General features: G+C 58.1%; 19 protein-coding genes. 12 read left to right on the top strand and 7 right to left on the bottom strand.

Annotated elements, in window-relative coordinates:
* Positions 1-59 precede the first annotated feature (59 nt).
* The gene (locus QVF11_RS05345; protein WP_142512615.1) at positions 60-1,421 is read left to right on the top strand and encodes an MFS transporter; all 1,362 of its coding nucleotides are present in this window, start codon (positions 60-62) and stop codon (positions 1,419-1,421) included.
* A gap of 14 nt (positions 1,422-1,435) precedes the next feature.
* Here QVF11_RS05345 and QVF11_RS05350 read toward each other — a convergent pair whose 3' ends face one another.
* Positions 1,436-2,260 carry a GNAT family N-acetyltransferase gene (locus QVF11_RS05350; RefSeq protein ID WP_287855468.1) on the bottom strand — a complete coding sequence of 275 codons (825 nt, stop codon included), beginning with the start codon at positions 2,258-2,260 and terminating at the stop codon, positions 1,436-1,438.
* 32 nt (positions 2,261-2,292) lie between these two features.
* On the opposite strand from QVF11_RS05350, the gene QVF11_RS05355 reads away from it, so the two are divergent.
* Both QVF11_RS05355 and QVF11_RS05360 read left to right on the top strand, forming a co-directional pair.
* Complete coding sequence (locus QVF11_RS05355; protein WP_287855470.1) at positions 2,293-2,826, top strand: GNAT family N-acetyltransferase; 534 nt, start codon at positions 2,293-2,295, stop codon at positions 2,824-2,826.
* A 70-nt stretch (positions 2,827-2,896) separates the two neighbouring features.
* Positions 2,897-3,760, top strand: a complete 864-nt coding sequence (locus QVF11_RS05360; RefSeq protein WP_110272796.1) for a MurR/RpiR family transcriptional regulator — start codon at positions 2,897-2,899, stop codon at positions 3,758-3,760.
* Here QVF11_RS05360 and QVF11_RS05365 read toward each other — a convergent pair.
* The 5 genes from QVF11_RS05365 to QVF11_RS05385 all read right to left on the bottom strand — a co-directional run bounded on the left by QVF11_RS05365 (position 3,757) and on the right by QVF11_RS05385 (position 8,743).
* On the bottom strand, positions 3,757-4,356 hold the full coding sequence (locus tag QVF11_RS05365) for a 2-dehydro-3-deoxy-6-phosphogalactonate aldolase (protein WP_142512611.1): 600 nt from the start codon (positions 4,354-4,356) through the stop codon (positions 3,757-3,759). The genes QVF11_RS05360 and QVF11_RS05365 overlap by 4 nt on opposite strands.
* A complete protein-coding gene (locus QVF11_RS05370) occupies positions 4,343-5,215 on the bottom strand; it encodes a 2-dehydro-3-deoxygalactonokinase (RefSeq protein ID WP_287855608.1) in 873 nt (290 codons plus the stop codon). Before QVF11_RS05370 ends, QVF11_RS05365 begins: the two co-directional genes overlap by 14 nt.
* A 10-nt stretch (positions 5,216-5,225) precedes the next feature.
* Positions 5,226-6,713 carry a sodium:solute symporter family protein gene (locus QVF11_RS05375; protein ID WP_287855474.1) on the bottom strand — a complete coding sequence of 496 codons (1,488 nt, stop codon included), beginning with the start codon at positions 6,711-6,713 and terminating at the stop codon, positions 5,226-5,228.
* A gap of 187 nt (positions 6,714-6,900) precedes the next feature.
* Positions 6,901-7,293, bottom strand: a complete 393-nt coding sequence (locus QVF11_RS05380; RefSeq protein ID WP_112215111.1) for a RidA family protein — start codon at positions 7,291-7,293, stop codon at positions 6,901-6,903.
* A gap of 10 nt (positions 7,294-7,303) precedes the next feature.
* Positions 7,304-8,743: an N-acyl-D-amino-acid deacylase family protein gene (locus tag QVF11_RS05385; protein ID WP_287855477.1), complete on the bottom strand. Its 1,440-nt coding sequence runs from the start codon at positions 8,741-8,743 to the stop codon at positions 7,304-7,306.
* Between the two features lie 201 nt (positions 8,744-8,944).
* Here QVF11_RS05385 and QVF11_RS05395 point away from each other — a divergent pair, with 201 nt between their 5' ends.
* Complete coding sequence (locus tag QVF11_RS05395) at positions 8,945-10,159, top strand: amino acid deaminase (RefSeq protein ID WP_287855479.1); 1,215 nt, start codon at positions 8,945-8,947, stop codon at positions 10,157-10,159.
* A 134-nt stretch (positions 10,160-10,293) separates the two neighbouring features.
* Here QVF11_RS05395 and hpaR read toward each other — a convergent pair whose 3' ends face one another.
* Positions 10,294-10,734: a homoprotocatechuate degradation operon regulator HpaR gene (gene hpaR / locus QVF11_RS05400; protein WP_287855481.1), complete on the bottom strand. Its 441-nt coding sequence runs from the start codon at positions 10,732-10,734 to the stop codon at positions 10,294-10,296.
* Positions 10,735-11,020: 286 nt separating this feature from the next.
* Here hpaR and QVF11_RS05405 point away from each other — a divergent pair, with 286 nt between their 5' ends.
* The 8 genes from QVF11_RS05405 (at position 11,021) to hpaX (ending at position 18,369) form a co-directional block, all read left to right on the top strand.
* Positions 11,021-11,653, top strand: a complete 633-nt coding sequence (locus QVF11_RS05405) for a fumarylacetoacetate hydrolase family protein (protein WP_112215115.1) — start codon at positions 11,021-11,023, stop codon at positions 11,651-11,653.
* Positions 11,650-12,414 carry a fumarylacetoacetate hydrolase family protein gene (locus QVF11_RS05410; RefSeq protein ID WP_287855484.1) on the top strand — a complete coding sequence of 255 codons (765 nt, stop codon included), beginning with the start codon at positions 11,650-11,652 and terminating at the stop codon, positions 12,412-12,414. Before QVF11_RS05405 ends, QVF11_RS05410 begins: the two co-directional genes overlap by 4 nt.
* Positions 12,411-13,877 carry a 5-carboxymethyl-2-hydroxymuconate semialdehyde dehydrogenase gene (gene hpaE, locus QVF11_RS05415; protein ID WP_287855486.1) on the top strand — a complete coding sequence of 489 codons (1,467 nt, stop codon included), beginning with the start codon at positions 12,411-12,413 and terminating at the stop codon, positions 13,875-13,877. The genes QVF11_RS05410 and hpaE overlap by 4 nt, the downstream gene beginning before the upstream one ends.
* Position 13,878: 1 nt before the next feature.
* Positions 13,879-14,736, top strand: coding sequence for a 3,4-dihydroxyphenylacetate 2,3-dioxygenase (hpaD, locus tag QVF11_RS05420; protein WP_112215118.1), 858 nt, complete (start codon positions 13,879-13,881; stop codon positions 14,734-14,736).
* Positions 14,737-14,748: 12 nt separating this feature from the next.
* The gene (locus tag QVF11_RS05425) at positions 14,749-15,129 is read left to right on the top strand and encodes a 5-carboxymethyl-2-hydroxymuconate Delta-isomerase (RefSeq protein WP_287855489.1); all 381 of its coding nucleotides are present in this window, start codon (positions 14,749-14,751) and stop codon (positions 15,127-15,129) included.
* A gap of 139 nt (positions 15,130-15,268) precedes the next feature.
* Positions 15,269-16,072, top strand: coding sequence for a 2-oxo-hept-4-ene-1,7-dioate hydratase (gene hpaH / locus QVF11_RS05430; protein ID WP_112215120.1), 804 nt, complete (start codon positions 15,269-15,271; stop codon positions 16,070-16,072).
* 10 nt (positions 16,073-16,082) lie between these two features.
* On the top strand, positions 16,083-16,874 hold the full coding sequence (gene hpaI, locus QVF11_RS05435) for a 4-hydroxy-2-oxoheptanedioate aldolase (protein WP_287855610.1): 792 nt from the start codon (positions 16,083-16,085) through the stop codon (positions 16,872-16,874).
* Positions 16,875-16,992: 118 nt separating this feature from the next.
* Complete coding sequence (gene hpaX / locus QVF11_RS05440) at positions 16,993-18,369, top strand: 4-hydroxyphenylacetate permease (RefSeq protein WP_287855492.1); 1,377 nt, start codon at positions 16,993-16,995, stop codon at positions 18,367-18,369.
* Positions 18,370-18,372 lie beyond the last annotated feature (3 nt).

The raw sequence follows: 18,372 nt of genomic DNA on the forward strand, positions 1-18,372 counted from the left end.
GTGGTGTTTAAACCATTCGATGTCACTTGTCGTTCAAATAGAATAGCCAGGAGTCAGGCGTGGAACAAAGAAATATAACCATCGACCCGCAGACAACCTTTGAAAAAGGGAAAGCGGAGACGATTTCAGTTCCGTTAGATAATACATTACAGCGTAGCGCTCGGATTAAAAAAATTCAGACAACGGCAATGATCCTGCTATTTCTGGCGGCGGTTATTAACTACCTCGACAGAAGTTCATTATCCGTCGCTAACTTAACCATCCGCGAGGAGTTAGGGCTCAGCGCCACCGAAATCGGCGCGCTGCTGTCAGTTTTCTCACTGGCCTACGGTATCGCACAGCTCCCCTGCGGACCGCTGCTGGACCGCAAAGGTCCACGCATCATGCTGGGGCTGGGGATGTTTTTCTGGTCGCTGTTTCAGGCGGTCTCGGGGATGGTGCACAGTTTTACCCAGTTCGTCCTGGTGCGCATCGGCATGGGGATCGGCGAAGCGCCGATGAACCCTTGCGGCGTCAAGGTGATCAACGACTGGTTTAACATTAAAGAGCGCGGCCGTCCGATGGGCTTCTTTAACGCCGCCTCAACCATTGGCGTCGCCATCAGCCCGCCGATCCTCGCCGCGATGATGCTCGTAATGGGCTGGCGCGGGATGTTTATTACCATCGGTGTGCTGGGGATTTTCGTCGCTATCGGCTGGTATATGCTCTATCGCAACCGGGAAGATATCAAGCTCACCGCCGATGAGCAGGCCTACCTGAATGCCGGAAGCGTCAACGTTCGCCGTGACCCACTAAGCTTTGCCGAATGGCGCAGCCTGTTCAAAAACAAGACCATGTGGGGAATGATGCTCGGCTTCAGCGGCATCAACTATACCGCGTGGCTGTATCTGGCCTGGCTGCCGGGTTATCTGCAAACGGCGTATAACCTCGATCTGAAAAGTACCGGTTTTATGGCCGCGATCCCGTTCCTGTTCGGTGCCGCAGGCATGTTAATTAACGGCTACGTCACCGACTGGCTGGTCAAAGGCGGTATGGCGCCAATTAAGAGCCGCAAAATTTGCATCATTGCCGGTATGTTCTGCTCTGCGGCCTTTACCCTTGTTGTACCGCAGGCCACCACCTCAATCGTCGCGGTGCTGTTAATCGGTATGGCGTTGTTCTGTATTCACTTTGCCGGAACCTCCTGCTGGGGGTTGATTCACGTCGCGGTAGCTTCACGAATGACCGCTTCCGTCGGCAGCATCCAGAACTTCGCCAGCTTTATCTGCGCATCATTTGCGCCGGTAGTGACCGGGTTTATCGTCGATACCACCCACTCATTCCAGCTGGCGCTGATTATCTGCGGCTGCGTCACCGCCCTCGGCGCGCTGGCCTATATTTTCCTGGTTCGCCAGCCGATTAGCGACCCGCGTAACGGCTAAACCTTACCGCCCTGTTACGGCAGGGCGTTAAATTCCACGCTCATCTCATACTGCTTTAAGGCCAACGGCGCATAGCCTGCGGCTTTAAACAGCGGAGTAAAGGTTTCCGGGATGGTCACCGACGTGCCGAGCCCCGGAAACTGGCGGGCAAGAGCAATCAGCATTTCTCGTCCCAGCCCGCGCCCGCGGGCGGCGGGTTCAACCCATAAAAACTGGAGCTGCGGCCTGCTGGTTAACGTCGCCAGTACGGCAAAGGCCTGCTGATTGAGGGTGAACGCCCGGCATGGCAGGGTGCTGAAAGTGAGCGGGTCCATCAGCCACGGCAGCTGGCCGTTGACCTCGGCACCGGCCCTGCGCGTCAGGGCCAGCGCATCATAATCTTGCAATATGGATGGCTCATCGCTTCCGGCCTGTGAACTTAAATAGCCGCACAGCCCGTGTCGTACCTCGAAACCCAGCGATTGATACAGCGCCATCGCTGCGTGATTTTCGCGGATCACCTCCAGCCACATCCGCCGCACCCCCTGCTCCTGCAAAAAGGCAATCAGCGGCGTCATTAACCGACGCCCAAGCCCTTTACCGCGATACCCGGACCGCATGCCGAAAGCCGCTAGCCGGGCTTCATCGCCGCGTCGGGCAACGACGGCCATCGCTGCGGGTACATCGCCATCCAGCCAGACGCGTGAGTCCAATAGGCTCAGCCCTTCGGCGCTGAAGCGCTGGACAAAAACTTCCACCGAAAGCACGACGGGAACCAGGTAATCCTCAAAACAGTCGCTAAGGATAGTCGCCAGTTGCTCAATACTGAACTGGGTAGCCGAAACGGCGGTAAGCTCCATACATTTCTCCCGGAGGCTGCTATGCTGAGGTGATGAAAACTACCACTATAACCGCCGCCACCACATTACGCCTGACTCAGGAGAGCGATATCCCTCTCCTGCCCGCTATTGAGCGCTCTGCCGCCCAGGCTTTTCGCCAAATCCCAGCGCTGGCCTGGCTGGCGCAAAGCGAAGTGATAAGCGCCGATCGCCATCGACTGTTTCTCGAAACCGAACACAGCCTGTTGGCCGTAGCCGATGAACAACCGATAGGCTTTCTGCTCACCGAACCGCTGGATGATGCGCTGTTTATCGTCGAAATTGCCGTCCATCAGGCGTGGCAAGGGCGAGGCATTGGCCGCATGATGCTGGAGCAGGTGATTGAGAATGCCCGAAGAGCGGCATATCCGGCGGTCACGCTCACCACCTTTCGCGAAGTGCCGTGGAATGCGCCGTTTTATACCCGTCTGGGCTTTTCGATACTGGACGAGTTGACGCTGCCGTCGGGACTGGCGGCAAAAAGAGAGCTGGAAACAGAACATGGCCTGCCAGCGGAAACGCGCTGCACCATGCGCCTTGCGCTGTGACCTCTGGCGCTGCTTTCATCGTCTGAATATGGTACAAAGTATCATTCAAAACTTACCCGCTGATACCCGTATGTCCTGGTCAATCGATATCATTTCCTGCATTACCGATCGCTTTGTTGAACTGACGGCGACCGAAAAGCGCATCGCGCAGTTTATTCTCGATGATGTCGCGGCGGCAGCGGAACTGCCTATCGCCGAGATGGCGCGGCTGACCAACACCAGCCAGGCCTCGGTCACACGCTTTGCGCGGGCGCTGGGCTGCAAAGATGTTCGCGAACTGAAGATGAAGCTGGCGCAATCTCTGGCGGTCGGGCAGCGCTTTATTCTCGATGTCCCGGACCTCGAAGGCGTGCAGGGGATCTATGAATCGATCATCGGCGTGCTGGAAACCAACCGCCGGGCGCTGGATATCGAGGCGCTGAAGCGCGCAGTTAGCTGGCTGAGCGATGCGCGACAGATTCTGGCCCTCGGCATGGGCGGCGGCTCCACCATCTGTGCCCAGGAGATTCAGTATCGTCTGTTTCGCCTTGGCCTGCCGGTAGTCAGCCAGAACGACGGCCTGCTGGTACGCATGATGAGCTCGGCGGTCACGCCAAAGGATGTGGTTATCGTGCTGTCATTGGGCGGCTATACCCAGGAAATCATTGAAAGCGCGGCGATTGCCAGCCAGTACGGTGCGAAGGTGATCGCGATTACCCCCGCCGGAACGCCGCTGGCGGAGCAGGCAGATCTGGTGCTACCGCTGCTGGTGCGCGAAAACGACTATATCTTCAAGCCCAGCACCTCACGCTATGCGATGCTGGCGATGGTTGATGTGCTGGCCACCGAACTGGCGATGGCCAACAAAACCCAGGCAAAAGGCCGACTGCGGCGTATTAAGCTGGCGCTCGACAGCCACCGCGGCGGCGTCGACCGTCAGCCGCTGGGCGATTAGCCTTTACTTGCGGAGATAAACCTCCCTGCCTGCTGGCGGGTGCGTTCCACCGCTTGTCCGGCGCGATAAAGATCGTTGCCCAATCCGGCGCCGGCACACCCGGCCTGCACCCAGGTCGTCAGATTCTCCGGCGTCACGCCGCCTACCGCCAGCACCGGCACTTCCGGCGGCAGCACCGCTTTCAGCGCGCGAATATAGTCCGGGCCAAAAGCAGAAGAGGGGAAAATCTTCAGCCACTGCGCCCCGGCATCCAGCGCGCTAAACGCCTCCGTCGCCGTTGCGCACCCGGCGCAGACCAGCATCCCGCGAGCCACCGCCTGGCGGATAACCGCAGGCTGGGTATTCGGCGTGACAATAAGCTTCGCCCCGGCGTCGGCGAGAAAATCGACCTGCTCAACCTTCAGTACCGTTCCCGCACCAATCACCGCCTGCTCGCCAAACTGCGCCACCATCTGCGCAATACTCTGCTGCCAGTTCGGTGAATTGAGCGGGATTTCAATATAGCGAAACCCTGCGCCGATCAGCGTATCAATATGCTCTGCCGCTTCTGCGGGGCGAATGCCGCGCAAAATCGCCACCAGTTTAAGCTTGTCCATTCATTATCCTCGCCATGCCGCTCAGCAATGCCTCATCGCCGCTACAGCTGTTGACCGTCATCCCGCACGCCATCATCACCCGACGATAGCGGGCATTTAGCGCCGGGTCCCCCACCAGGGTGACGGTTGATGCTCGGTAACGCTGACCCAGAATTGCGACCTCAGCGCCAATCAGCAGCCCGGAGAGGTAGTCGCTGACCGATGTCGCCGCCAGCGCCCCCAAAACCCGCGCCGCCCTGGCGACAAACAGTTCGCTAATTAACGAGGGCTGCGCCAGCCCCTTTTCCAGCCCAAGTTCAAAAGCGGCGTCGTCCGGCAACTGGGCCGTAAGCCCCTTGCCGAGCAGCGATTGCGTCATCAGCAGATGATGCAACTCGCCGGTCATCGCGGTAGCAAAGTGGCGCACCACGCCGCGCTCTACTTGCACCCATTTACAGTGGGTGCCCGGCATCACGTAGCACTCCGCCGGGGTCAGTTGCCACGCGCCCAGCAGCTGAGTCTCTTCCCCGCGCATCACGTTGTACTCCCCGGCCTGTTCAATCTTGAGGCCGGGAATAATCCACACGCCTTCGGCAACGGCAAACAACTGTTGCCCTGGGGCATCAATCGCCGCCGGACAAGGCAAGTACGGCACCGATTGCCAGCCCGCGTCGCTGCCGATCATCCCAGCCATCAGCACCGGAAGCTTCTCCGGACCGCGCCAGGGAGCCAGGTGTTGCTGGAATACCTCCTCAGGCAACTGTCCGTTGAGGCGAGTCACGCCCAGCGGCAGCTGCTTCGTCTCAACGCACTGACCATTGCGAATCAGCCAGCCGCGCAACTGGGTGGAGCCCCAGTCGACGGCAATATAGTTATTTATCCCCATTTCCTTAGCCCCGCGACGTATTGCGTTTGCCAATCGGCAGCGGCGGCGCAGATGGGCGACTTTCACGTTCCTGGGTGATCATCTCCAGCGCTTCCTCACGGCTCATCTTGCTGGCAGGCGTAAGCAGTGTGACCACCACTGAGGCCACCAGGCTGGTCAGCACCGACGGAATACATGGGTTGCCCCAGAAAGCCATCCAGTCGCTGTCCATCAGTACCACTACCGATGCCCCTGCGCCGCCTGCCAGCGCGGCAACCGCGCCCTGCCAGTTAAAGCGATTCCAGAAGCGGCCAAGCATGGTGCAGATAAACATCCCGGACATAATCATCGAGATCATTTTGGTGATATAGCTGATGATGTCGTTAGAGGTCAGCGCGAACAGCAACGCCAGCGCGATAACCAGCACGAGGAACATCCGCGACAGGCGAATCGCTTTTTCCGGCTCAGGCATATGCCCGGTGACGAGGGTATAGAGGTCGCGCAGCATGATGGACACCGCGGCAATCGCGTCGGAGCTGCCTGACGACATATTGGCCGACATCCCGGCAATCAGAATTGCCATCGCCAGCACTGGCGGCAATACCTGCGTGGCAAACAGGAAGGCGAAACCGCTGTTTTCCAGGTTCGCATTCATGGTCCACACCGCCATGCCGATAATCGCTGGCAGGAAGGAGAAGCCAAGGTACAGCAGACCCGTGATGGTGAAAGACTGACGTACCGAGGAGACCGTCTTCGCCGAATAGATTCGCTGACGGTAAGAAGGTGTCGCCAGCACGCCAACGCCAATGACTATCGCCAAAGAGAACGCAGGCAGAATACCCAGTTTATCCACGGCAAATAAACTTTGCGCCGCCGGGTCAACCGCTTGTTGAATATGGCTCCAGCCGCCAACGTGATGCACCGCCAGAATCGCCATCAGAATAAAACCGACAAACAGCACGATGGATTGAATGGTATCGATCCAGACTACCGCCGAGTAACCGCCGATACCGACATACACCACAAAGGCCAGGGCGATAATGATTTTGGCAACGTTAATATCGATACCACTGGCCCAGGCAAGATACAGACCGCCCCCTAAAATATGTGCACCAAGCCAGCCAATTGAGGCAATAAAAATAAGGATAGCTACCAGGTTTTTAATTATTTTGCTGCCGCCGGTGTAATAAGACATCTCTTCGCTCATGGTCATAAAGCGAAATTTACGTACCGGAGCAAATAGCCACGCCACCAGCAGGATCCCTACCGCGCCGCCAAGACCATACAGCATCCCCGCCCAGCCGTTAGTGTAGCCAAAGCCCACCGCACCAACGCTTGAGCCGGTACCGACCATGGTACCGACGGTTGAACCCAGAGTCAGGATCATCGGCAGAGAACGGCCGCCCAGTAAAAAATCTTCACCCGTCTTTTGCTTACGCGACACATACCAGCCTAACGTAATCATGGCGCAGGCATAGACCGAGAACCAAATCAAAAAGGACATATTATTCATTGCTCACATCCAGACGTAATAAATAATACTCGTACTGCTGAATATTATAAGTTGATAGAAACAATGCCTGAAAAAAGGCAAAGCGACACCGCTGGTGCCAGCCTGTTTATTCAGTCTGGCGCCAATATCACACTTTTTTGCTTATTCCTCCCCGAGCGGAGAAGAATGTTATTTTTCTCGCGCGGTTTTACACGCGCGCCGCGTTATAACAGGTCACATCTACTTCGACTTTGCAATCCACCACCAGATCCGCCACGCAGCAGATGCGGGCTGGCGGGTTGTCGCCAAAGAACTCGCGGAACACTTTGTTGAAGGACTGGAAATAGCGCGAATCGGTGAGGATCACTTTGACGTGTACGACGTCGGCGAGGGTATAGCCCGCTTCGGTCATGATATCCACACAGTTTTGAATCGCCAGGCGCGACTGGTCGACAATCCCCCCTTCCACTACTTCGCCGTCTTTCATCGGCGTCTGACCGGAGACGTACAGCCAGCCCCCCGCTTCCACCGCGCGGGCGAACGGCAGATGCTGTCCGCCGGTGCCGGTGCCGCCTTCCACACCATAACGTTTAATACTCATCTTTCACTCCTTAGTTCATTCGGCGACGCAGGAAACGCCCTGCGCGCCCGGTAATCTTTTTATCGCTGCCGTAGCTCATCACGCCGTTGACCATCACCGCGTCTATGCCGTCCGCCGGTTGTTTCGGGTCGGAGAAGCTGGCGACATCGCGCACCGTTTGCGGGTCAAACAGCACCAGATCGGCGAAGTAGCCCACTTTCACCAGCCCACGATCCACAAGCTGAAAGCGTGCCGCCGAGAGTCCGGTCATTTTGTGAATGGCGGTAGTCAGCGGAAACAGCTGTTCATCGCGACTGTAGTGGCCCAGTACCCGAGGGAAAGCCCCCCACAGCCGTGGATGCGGCATCGGGTCGTTCGGCAGGCCATCGGAGCCGATCATGGTGACCGGATAACGCAGCACCCGCCGCACGTCCTGCTCGTCCATGTTGTAATAGATTGCACCTGCGGGCATTAGCCGCGCCGCCGCATCATGGAGGCTCACCTGCCAGCCATCGGCAATTTGCTTGAGGGTTTTACCGGCCTGTTCTGGCTGCGCTTCCGACCAGGTGATAACGATGTCGAACTCATCGGTCACCTGCTTCATATCCAGCGTCGACGAACTGGCGGAATAGGGGTAGCAGTCGCAGGCAATCTCCTGGCGCTGGCGCATCTCATCGAAGAAAGCCAGCGTCTCCTTAGTGCGACCCCAGTTTTTCGCCCCGGCGCACTTGTGGTGTGAAACCACCACCGGCACGTTACCGTGGCGACCAATGCGAAATGCTTCATCGAGCGCTTCCAGAATCGGTTCAAACTCCGAACGCAGGTGGGTGGTGTAAATACCCTTCTCCGCCGCCAGCTCTTCCGCCAGCGCCATCACCTCCTCAGTGGTGGACTGGAATGCGCTGGAGTAGGCCAGACCGGTACTCAGCCCCAACGCCCCCTGACGCAGTGCATCGCGCAGTTGAACACGCATCCCGGCGATTTCGCTTTCCGTCGCCGGGCGAAACAAATCATCCATATGATTGTTGCGCAGCGCGGTATGGCCAATCAGCGTGCCGACGTTCAGTGACGGCTTCGCCGCCTCCACCGCGTGGGCGTAAGCCTCAACGGTGGGATAAATAAATTGCTCCTGCTCGCCCAGCAGGTTCATCGGGTCCGGCACGCCGTCGCGCATGGTTGCCGTCGCCGCGCTGATCCCGCAGTTGCCAACGATCACCGTCGTCACCCCCTGGCTCAGCTTGGGCAAATACTCCGGCATACGGATGACGTTGATATCGTCATGGGTATGCACATCGATAAACCCGGGGGCCAGCACGCGCCCCAGCCCCTCAACCACCTGCTCCGCCGCCAGATCCAACGCCGGGGCCATATCCACAATCCGATCGCCCTTCACCGCTACGTCACCACGAAACTGCGGCCCGCCGCTGCCGTCGATGACGGTGACGTTTTTGAAAAGCCAGTTAACTTTCATCGCAATTACTCCCTTTCAACTCTGCCGACAAGTTAACCATTTACAAGGCGGAAAAACAGTGGAAAACTACGCAAAAACCAGATCAATTTATGATACTTTTATTCATTAAATATAAAGATCACGCATTAAATACATATTTATCAATCAATTAAAATTGATACTCAACTTTTATCCGAACATAAACCCTGAAAGGATAGTGTTATGAAATACCATTCCGATACGCTTGTCCCGCACAAAGCCGCCGTAATGTCCGCCCCGGCAAATCTGCTGGCAGAGGATATCTGCCTCCCCGCCGCGCTGCTGAAAAAAACGGCGCTGGAAAATAACATCGCCTGGATGCAGCGCTACGCCGATGCGCGCGGCGTCTCGCTGGCACCGCACGGTAAAACGACGATGACGCCGTGGATTTTTCAGGCGCAGCAGCAGGCGGGCGCATGGGGGATCGGCGTGGGTAGCGCCTGGCAAGCCAGCGCGGCGATGGCCAGCGGCGTGCTGCGCGTTTTGATGGTCAACCAGCTGGTCGGCAAGGCCAATATGCAGGTGGTATCACGCCTGAAAGCGCATTATCGGACGGCTGATTTTATCTGCTGCGTGGATAGCCTTGCCAATGCCCGCACGCTGTCGGCGTTTTTCAGCGAACAGCGGCAAACGCTGGATGTGCTGATTGAGCTGGGGGTGCAGGGCGGGCGCTGCGGCTGTCGCAACGTTGAGGACGCGCTGGCGCTGGCACAGGCGGTGACGGAGCTGCCGGGCCTGAAGCTGCGCGGTCTTGAGCTGTATGAGGGGGTTTTGCACGGCAACGATCCGCAGCCGCAGGTTGAAACCCTGCTGCGCCAGGCCGCCGAACTGGCCTGTCGAATGGAGCCGCTGGTTGAGGGCGAGTTTGTGCTGACCGGAGCCGGTACCGTTTGGTACGACGTGGTGTGTAACATCTGGCTGGCGGCGGAGAAACCGGCGAATTGCCGGATCGTTATCCGTCCCGGCTGCTATATCACTCACGACCGGGGGATCTACGATATCGCGCAGCAGGAGCTGGTGGCGCGGGATCCGATCGCCTGCGATCTGGGAGGCGACTTAACCTCGGCGCTGGAGCTGATGGCGATGGTCCAGTCGGTGCCGGAAGCGGATCGCGCGGTGGTTAACTTCGGCAAGCGCGACTGCGCCTTCGACGCCGGACTGCCGCAGCCCATCGCCCTCTATCGTCACGGTGCGCAACTATCCGCCGAGGGGATCGCGAGCGTGGGGATTATGGATCAGCACTGCATGCTGCACCTTGCACCGGGCAGCGATGTGCAGGTCGGCGATATTCTGGTATTTGGTACCTCGCACCCGTGCCTGACGTTTGATAAATGGAAAACGCTGCTGCTGGTGGATGACCAATACAACGTGTTGGAAGAGCTGGATACGCTGTTCTAAATAGTGCCTTTCCCGGAGGCGGCGCGCTGCGCCTGTCCGGGCTACCTGTCCGTAGACGGCTGTGAACCGTAGCCCGGACAGGTGCGCCAGCACCGCCTCCGGGGATTTTCACGTTTTCACGGCTCCGGGCCATCTTACGACTCCTCTTCCTCTCCTCTTACCCCGTTACCCAGCGCGATAAACTCCTCCAACAGCGCGGTGAGCTGCTGCATTTTCTCCGCGGTAAACTCAGATTCAATCAAGCGATAGGCCTCTTCCACCTGGGCCTGGGCGCTGTCATACAGCTTCAACCCCGCAGGCGTCAGCGAAACATATAGCTTGCGCTGGTCGCTGACCGGCTTTAGGCGCAACACCAAACCGTCTCGCTCCATGCGGGTGAGAATACCGGTCAGGCTCGGGCGTAAAATACAGGCACGAAAAGCCAGGTCGTGGAAATCCATCGACGGATTTTCGGCAAGAATGCGCACGATACGCCACTGCTGCTCGGTCAAATTGTGGCGTTTAACGATCGGCCTGAAATGGGCCATCGCCGCTTCCCGCGCCTGCAGCAACGCGATAGTTAATGAATCATGCATGACTGACCTCTGAACCACACTCTTCGTTTATTAATAAGTTAATAATTAGCGTTAATTGCCTCATAACGCAACCGGTTTCTGCCTCTGAAAAGTACCAGATGGTACAACAAAAAATCATTACCCATTGATTTATAAAAAATAAAAATAAAAACTGTAAATATATTGTTAATCAGATCACAAAAAATTCACTTCTGTTTGCCAAACGTTTCTGCAAAGCATAAAAAATGATCATTAACATATTAATGAAATCTCTTCGATTCCGAAATCAGCAGCAAAGGAGTGGTGAATGAAAGGTACCATCTTCGCCGTAGCGCTTAACCACCGCAGCCAGCTTGATGCCTGGCGCGAAGCGTTCCAACAGGCCCCCTATAAAACGCCGCCGAAGACCGCGGTCTGGTTTATCAAACCGCGCAATACCGTTATTGGCAACGGCGAGAACATCCCTTACCCACAGGGCGAAACCGTACAGAGCGGCGCGACCGTGGCGCTTGTCGTCGGCAAAACCGCACGCAAAGTGGCCGCAGAAGAAGCCGCTGCTTATATTGCTGGCTATGCGCTGGCTAACGACGTCAGCTTGCCGGAAGAGAGCTTCTATCGCCCGGCGATCAAAGCCAAATGCCGCGACGGCTTCTGTCCGCTTGGCGCACTCGCGCCGCTCGGCAATATCGATAACCTGACCATCATCACCGAAATCAACGGTCGCGAAGCGGACAGCTGGAACACCGCTGACCTCCAGCGCTCCGCCGCCGAGCTGCTGAGCGCCCTGAGCGAATTCGCCACGCTCAACCCCGGCGACGCCATTTTGATCGGCACCCCACACGCCCGCGTCACGCTGCAGCCCGGCGATCGCGTGCGCATTCTCGCCGAGGGTTTCCCGGCGCTGGAAAACCCGGTGGTTGCTGAAGGAGAGCTGGCATGAAACAGGCACGTATTGAATGGCAGGGACAGCAGCACGATGTTCAGGTTGATGAACGCGACCAGGTACAGTTGATCAACGGCAGGCTGCTAAACGAGGGCGAATTCCGCTGGCTGCCGCCCGCCGACGGCACGCTGTTCGCGCTGGGCCTGAACTACGCCGATCACGCCAGCGAGCTGGAATTTAAGCCGCCCACCGAACCGCTAGTGTTTATCAAAGCGCCGAACACCTTTATCGGCCACCAGCAGGAATCGGTGCGCCCGGATAACGTTGAGTACATGCACTACGAAGCCGAACTGGTAGTGGTGATCGGCAAAACCGCGCGTAAAGTCGCCGAAGCCGACGCCATGGAGTACGTGGCCGGGTATACCGTCTGCAACGACTACGCCATCCGCGACTATCTGGAAAACTACTATCGCCCCAATCTGCGGGTGAAAAGCCGCGACACCCTGACGCCGATCGGTCCGTGGATCGTCACGAAAGAGTCGATTCCGGATCCACACAACCTGGCGCTGCGCACATGGGTCAACGGCGAACTGCGCCAGCAGGGCACCACCGCCGATCTGATCTTCAGCATTCCATTCCTGATCGCTTATCTGAGCGAGTTTATGACCCTGCAACCGGGCGACATGATCGCCACCGGCACGCCAAAAGGGCTGTCGGACGTGGTGCCGGGCGATGAAGTGATCGTCGAAGTGGAAGGCGTCGGCCGCCTGGTCAACCACATCATCAGCCAGCAAGCGTATGAGGAGAAGCTGTCATGAAAAAGATTAACCACTGGATCAACGGCAAAAACGTCGCCGGCACCGAGTATTTTCATACCACCAACCCGGCGACCGGCGAGGTTCTGGCGGAAGTCGCCTCCGGCGGCGAAGCCGAAGTCAACCAGGCGGTAGCGGCGGCGAAAGAGGCGTTCCCGAAATGGGCCAATCTGCCGATGAAAGAGCGTGCGCGTCTGATGCGTCGTCTGGGCTCTCTGATCGATCAGAACGTGCCGGAGATCGCCGCCATGGAGACCGCCGACACTGGCCTGCCGATCCACCAGACCAAAAACGTGCTGATCCCGCGCGCGTCGCATAACTTCGAATTTTTCGCCGAAGTGTGCCAGCAGATGAACGGCAAGACCTATCCCGTTGACGACAAGATGCTCAACTACACCCTCGTGCAGCCGGTCGGCGTTTGTGCACTGGTATCGCCGTGGAACGTGCCGTTTATGACCGCCACCTGGAAGGTCGCGCCGTGCCTGGCGCTGGGTAATACCGCGGTGCTGAAAATGTCCGAGCTGTCGCCGCTGACCGCCGATCGTCTGGGCGAACTGGCGCTGGAAGCGGGCATTCCGGCAGGTGTACTGAACGTGGTGCAGGGCTACGGCGCGACGGCGGGCGATGCGCTTGTACGCCACCACGACATCCGCGCGGTGTCGTTTACCGGCGGTACCGCCACCGGCCGCAACATCATGAAAAACGCCGGGCTGAAAAAGTACTCCATGGAGCTCGGCGGTAAATCGCCGGTGCTGATTTTTGAAGATGCCGATATCGAGCGCGCACTCGACGCCGCGCTGTTCACCATCTTCTCGATCAATGGCGAGCGCTGCACCGCCGGCTCGCGCATCTTTATTCAGCAGAACATCTATCCCGAGTTCGTCAAACGCTTTGCCGAACGCGCGAACCGCCTGCGCGTCGGCGATCCGAATGACCCGAACACTCAGGTGGGAGCCCTGATCAGCCAGCAGCACTGGGAGAAGGTTTCCGGCTATATCCGCCTCGGCATTGAAGAGGGGGCAACCCTGCTGGCCGGCGGCCCGGACAAACCCACCGACCTGCCTGCGCATCTGAAAAGCGGCAACTTCCTGCGCCCGACGGTGCTGGCGGACGTCGACAACCGCATGCGCGTGGCGCAGGAGGAGATTTTTGGCCCGGTAGCCTGTCTGCTGCCGTTTAAAGACGAGGCGGAAGGTCTGCGCCTGGCCAACGATGTGGAATACGGCCTCGCCTCTTATATCTGGACCCAGGACGTCAGCAAAGTGCTGCGCCTGGCGCGCGGCATCGAAGCCGGAATGGTGTTCGTCAACACCCAGAACGTCCGCGACCTGCGTCAGCCGTTCGGCGGCGTGAAGGCCTCCGGTACCGGCCGCGAAGGTGGCGAATATAGCTTTGAAGTGTTCGCTGAAATGAAAAACGTCTGCATCTCGATGGGCGACCATCCGATCCCAAAATGGGGAGTCTGATATGGGAAAGTTAGCGTTAGCAGCAAAAACCACTCATGTACCGTCAATGTATCTTTCTGAGCTGCCGGGTAAAAATCATGGTTGCCGTCAGGGAGCCATTGATGGGCATAAGGAAATCAGCAAGCGCTGCCGCGAGCTGGGCGTCGATACGATTATCGTTTTCGATACTCACTGGCTGGTGAATAGCGCCTACCACATTAACTGTGCCGACCATTTTCAGGGTGTCTATACCAGCAACGAGCTGCCGCATTTTATCCGCGACATGACCTACGACTACGACGGTAACCCGGAGCTGGGTCAGCTTATCGCCGACGAAGCGGTCAAGCTGGGAGTGCGCGCCAAAGCGCACAACATCCCGAGTCTGAAGCTGGAGTACGGCACGCTGGTACCGATGCGCTACATGAACGCCGATAAGCATTTCAAAGTGGTGTCTATCTCGGCGTTCTGTACCGTTCACGATTTTGCCGACAGCCGCAAGCTGGGTGAAGCCATTCTTAAGGCTATCGACAAATATGACGGCACCGTGGCGGTTCTGGCCAGCGGCTCCCTGTCGCATCGCTTTATCGACGATCAGCGTGCGGAAGAAGGCATGAACAGCTACACCCGCGAGTTCGACCATCAGATGGACGAGCGCGTCGTGAAGCTGTGGCGCGAGGGCAAATTCAAAGAGTTCTGCACCATGCTGCCGGAGTACGCCGACTACTGCTACGGCGAGGGCAACATGCACGACACGGTGATGCTGCTCGGCCTGCTCGGCTGGGACAAGTATGACGGCAAAGTGGAATTTATCACCGAACTGTTCGCCAGCTCCGGTACCGGCCAGGTCAACGCCGTCTTCCCGTTGCCCGAACACGCCTGAGGAGAACGCAGAATGCCGCATTTTATCGCCGAATGTACCGACAACATCCGCGAACAGGCCGATTTACCGGGTCTGTTCGGCAAAGTGAACGAAGCGCTGGCGGCGACCGGCATCTTTCCCATCGGCGGCATTCGCAGTCGCGCCATCTGGCTGGATACCTGGCAGATGGCCGACGGCCAGCATGATTACGCCTTCGTGCATATGACGCTGAAGATCGGCGCCGGACGCAGTCAGGAGAGTCGTCAGGACGTGGGCGATATGCTGTTCGCGCTGATTAAAGCCCATTTCGCCGCGCTGATGGAGAGCCGTTATCTGGCGCTGTCGTTTGAAATCACCGAGCTGCACCCGACGCTGAATTACAAACAGAACAACGTGCACGCGCTGTTTAAATAGCACGCTCTTGCGCCCGGTGGCGCTGTGCTTACCGGGCCTACAAAACGATGCACGAAGCAATACCGAACCGTAGGCCGGGTAAGACGCGCCAGCGTCACCACCCGCGCAGCAGCACCGAATGACGTAACAGGAAGCAAATATGCTCGATAAACAGACCCATACGCTGATCGCCCAGCGACTGAACCAGGCAGAAAAACAGCGCGAACAGATCCGCGCTATCTCACTGGATCATCCGACGATCACCATCGAAGACGCCTACGCCGTACAGCGCGAATGGGTAAAAATGAAAATCGCCGAAGGGCGCGTGCTGAAAGGGCATAAAATCGGTCTGACCTCCAAAGCGATGCAGGCCAGTTCGCAAATCAGCGAACCCGATTACGGCGCGCTGCTGGATGACATGTTTTTCCACGATGGCGGCGATATTCCTACCGACCGCTTTATCGTTCCGCGCATTGAAGTCGAACTGGCCTTCGTGCTGGCCAAACCGCTGCGCGGCCCGAACTGCACCCTGTTCGACGTCTACAACGCGACCGACTACGTGATCCCGGCGCTGGAGCTTATCGACGCCCGCTGCCACAACATCGACCCGGAAACCCAGCGCCCGCGCAAGGTCTTCGACACCATCTCCGATAACGCCGCCAACGCCGGAGTGATCCTCGGCGGTCGGCCCATTAAACCCGACGAACTGGATCTGCGCTGGATCTCCGCCCTGCTCTATCGCAACGGCGTGATTGAAGAAACCGGTGTCGCCGCAGGGGTGCTCAATCACCCGGCCAACGGCGTGGCCTGGCTGGCAAACAAGCTCGCACCATACGACGTCCAGTTGGAAGCCGGACAGATTATTCTCGGCGGCTCCTTTACCCGCCCGGTTCCGGCGCGCAAAGGCGACACCTTCCACGTCGACTACGGCAACATGGGCGCAATTAGCTGTCGCTTTGTTTAAGGGGAATATGATGAATAACGCCTTTAAAGATGCCTTAAAAGCGGGCCGCCCACAGATTGGTCTGTGGCTGGGACTCACCAGCAGCTATAGCGCCGAGCTGCTGGCCGGAGCCGGATTCGACTGGCTGCTGATTGACGGCGAGCATGCGCCGAATAATGTGCAAACGGTACTGACCCAGCTCCAGGCGATCGCACCCTACCCCAGCCAGCCGGTGGTGCGTCCGTCGTGGAACGACCCGGTGCAGATTAAGCAACTGCTGGACGTTGGCGCACAAACCCTGCTGGTGCCAATGGTGCAGAACGCCGACGAAGCGCGGCTGGCGGTGAAGGCCACCCGTTATCCGCCCGCAGGCATTCGCGGCGTCGGCAGCGCCCTGGCCCGCGCCTCGCGCTGGAACCGCATCCCCGATTATATCCATCAGGCCAACGACGGGATGTGCGTGCTGGTGCAGATTGAAACTCGCGAAGCCCTAAAAAACCTGGCGCAAATTCTCGACGTTGAAGGCGTGGACGGCGTGTTTATCGGCCCGGCGGATCTTAGCGCCGACATGGGCTTTGGCGGCAATCCGCAACATCCGGAAGTACAGGCCACCATCGAACAGGCTATCGCGCAAATTCGCGCGGCGGGCAAAGCACCGGGGATCCTGATGGCCAATGAGCAGTTGGCGAAGCGTTATCTGGAACTTGGCGCGCTGTTTGTCGCCGTCGGCGTCGATACCACCCTACTGGCGCGTGGCGCTGAAGCACTGGCGGCGCGATTTGGGGCGGAAAAAAACGTGCAGGATTCGGCAAGCGTTTATTAACGCCGGGTGGCGCTGCGCTTACCCGGCCTACAGCAGCAGCAAACCATAGGCCCGGCGAGCGCAGCACCACCGGGCAACCCGCAGTACCCTACAAAATTCCCATTAGAGGAAAATGATAATGAGCGATACATCATCTGCCATCCCGGAAAAGTTCGATCCGGCGAACCAGCACAAGCAGCTAACGGCACAGCAGCAGTCGGTTATCAACAAGCTGTTTCGCCGCCTGATCGTATTTTTGTTCGTGCTGTTTATCTTCTCGTTTTTAGACAGGATCAATATCGGCTTTGCCGGACTGACCATGGGGCAGGATCTGGGCCTCAACGCCACCATGTTCGGCCTTGCCACCACTCTGTTTTACGCCACCTACGTGATTTTCGGCATCCCCAGCAACGTGATGCTCAGCATCGTCGGCGCTCGCCGCTGGATTGCCACCATCATGGTGCTGTGGGGCATCGCCTCTACCGCCACCATGTTCGCCACCGGGCCAAACAGCCTCTATATCTTGCGGATGCTGGTGGGGATTACCGAGGCCGGTTTCCTGCCCGGCATCCTGCTGTATCTGACCTTCTGGTTTCCGGCCTTTTTTCGCGCCCGCGCCAACGCCCTATTTATGATTGCTATGCCGGTGACCACCGCGCTGGGATCGATAGTCTCCGGCTATATTCTGTCGATGGATGGCCTGCTCAACCTGCACGGCTGGCAGTGGCTGTTCCTGCTGGAAGGTTTCCCGTCGGTGCTGCTCGGCATTATGGTCTGGTTCTGGCTCGATGATTCGCCGTCGAAGGCCAAATGGCTGACGGCGGAGGACAAAAAGTGCCTGCAGGAGATGATGGATAACGATCGCCTCACGCTGGTACAGCCTGAAGGGGCGATCAGCCATCACGCCATGCAGAAGCGCAGCCTGTGGCGCGAAGTGTTTACGCCCATCGTGCTGATGTACACCCTGGCCTACTTCTGCCTGACCAACACCCTCAGCGCGATCAGCATCTGGACGCCGCAGATCCTAAAAAGTTTTAACGAAGGCAGCAGCAATATCACCATTGGCCTGCTGGCGGCGATCCCGCAGATTTGTACCATATTGGGGATGATCTACTGGAGCCGCCACTCAGATAGACACCAGGAACGAAAACATCACACCGCACTACCGTTCCTGTTCGCCGCCGCGGGCTGGCTACTGGCGTCGGCCACCGATCACAGTCTGATCCAGCTGTTGGGGATTGTGATGGCCTCCACCGGATCGTTTAGCGCAATGGCTATTTTCTGGACTACGCCGGATCAGTCGGTCAGCCTGCGCGCCAGAGCGATCGGTATCGCGGTGATCAACGCGACCGGCAATATCGGATCGGCAATCAGTCCGTTAATGATCGGCTGGCTGAAAGATGTTACCGGCAGCTTTAGCAGCGGCCTGTGGTTCGTCGCCGCCCTGCTGGTGATTGGCGCGGTGATTATCTGGGCTATTCCGATGAAAGGATCGCGTCCTCGCGCGACGCCGTAAGGA

It is taken from the genome of Klebsiella sp. (assembly GCF_027492335.1).
Taxonomy (GTDB): Bacteria; Pseudomonadota; Gammaproteobacteria; order Enterobacterales; family Enterobacteriaceae; genus Klebsiella; species Klebsiella huaxiensis.

Bases quoted from the DNA above. Each gene is read 5' to 3' on its own strand.
- QVF11_RS05350 (WP_287855468.1), bottom strand. From the start codon at position 2,260: ATGGAGCTTACCGCCGTTTCGGCTACCCAGTTCAGTATTGAGCAACTG.
- QVF11_RS05355 (WP_287855470.1), top strand. From the start codon at position 2,293: ATGAAAACTACCACTATAACCGCCGCCACCACATTACGCCTGACTCAG.
- QVF11_RS05360 (WP_110272796.1), top strand. From the start codon at position 2,897: ATGTCCTGGTCAATCGATATCATTTCCTGCATTACCGATCGCTTTGTT.
- QVF11_RS05365 (WP_142512611.1), bottom strand. From the start codon at position 4,356: ATGGACAAGCTTAAACTGGTGGCGATTTTGCGCGGCATTCGCCCCGCA.
- QVF11_RS05375 (WP_287855474.1), bottom strand. From the start codon at position 6,713: ATGAATAATATGTCCTTTTTGATTTGGTTCTCGGTCTATGCCTGCGCC.
- QVF11_RS05380 (WP_112215111.1), bottom strand. From the start codon at position 7,293: ATGAGTATTAAACGTTATGGTGTGGAAGGCGGCACCGGCACCGGCGGA.
- QVF11_RS05385 (WP_287855477.1), bottom strand. From the start codon at position 8,743: ATGAAAGTTAACTGGCTTTTCAAAAACGTCACCGTCATCGACGGCAGC.
- QVF11_RS05395 (WP_287855479.1), top strand. From the start codon at position 8,945: ATGAAATACCATTCCGATACGCTTGTCCCGCACAAAGCCGCCGTAATG.
- hpaR (WP_287855481.1), bottom strand. From the start codon at position 10,734: ATGCATGATTCATTAACTATCGCGTTGCTGCAGGCGCGGGAAGCGGCG.
- QVF11_RS05405 (WP_112215115.1), top strand. From the start codon at position 11,021: ATGAAAGGTACCATCTTCGCCGTAGCGCTTAACCACCGCAGCCAGCTT.
- QVF11_RS05410 (WP_287855484.1), top strand. From the start codon at position 11,650: ATGAAACAGGCACGTATTGAATGGCAGGGACAGCAGCACGATGTTCAG.
- hpaE (WP_287855486.1), top strand. From the start codon at position 12,411: ATGAAAAAGATTAACCACTGGATCAACGGCAAAAACGTCGCCGGCACC.
- hpaD (WP_112215118.1), top strand. From the start codon at position 13,879: ATGGGAAAGTTAGCGTTAGCAGCAAAAACCACTCATGTACCGTCAATG.
- QVF11_RS05425 (WP_287855489.1), top strand. From the start codon at position 14,749: ATGCCGCATTTTATCGCCGAATGTACCGACAACATCCGCGAACAGGCC.
- hpaH (WP_112215120.1), top strand. From the start codon at position 15,269: ATGCTCGATAAACAGACCCATACGCTGATCGCCCAGCGACTGAACCAG.
- hpaI (WP_287855610.1), top strand. From the start codon at position 16,083: ATGAATAACGCCTTTAAAGATGCCTTAAAAGCGGGCCGCCCACAGATT.
- hpaX (WP_287855492.1), top strand. From the start codon at position 16,993: ATGAGCGATACATCATCTGCCATCCCGGAAAAGTTCGATCCGGCGAAC.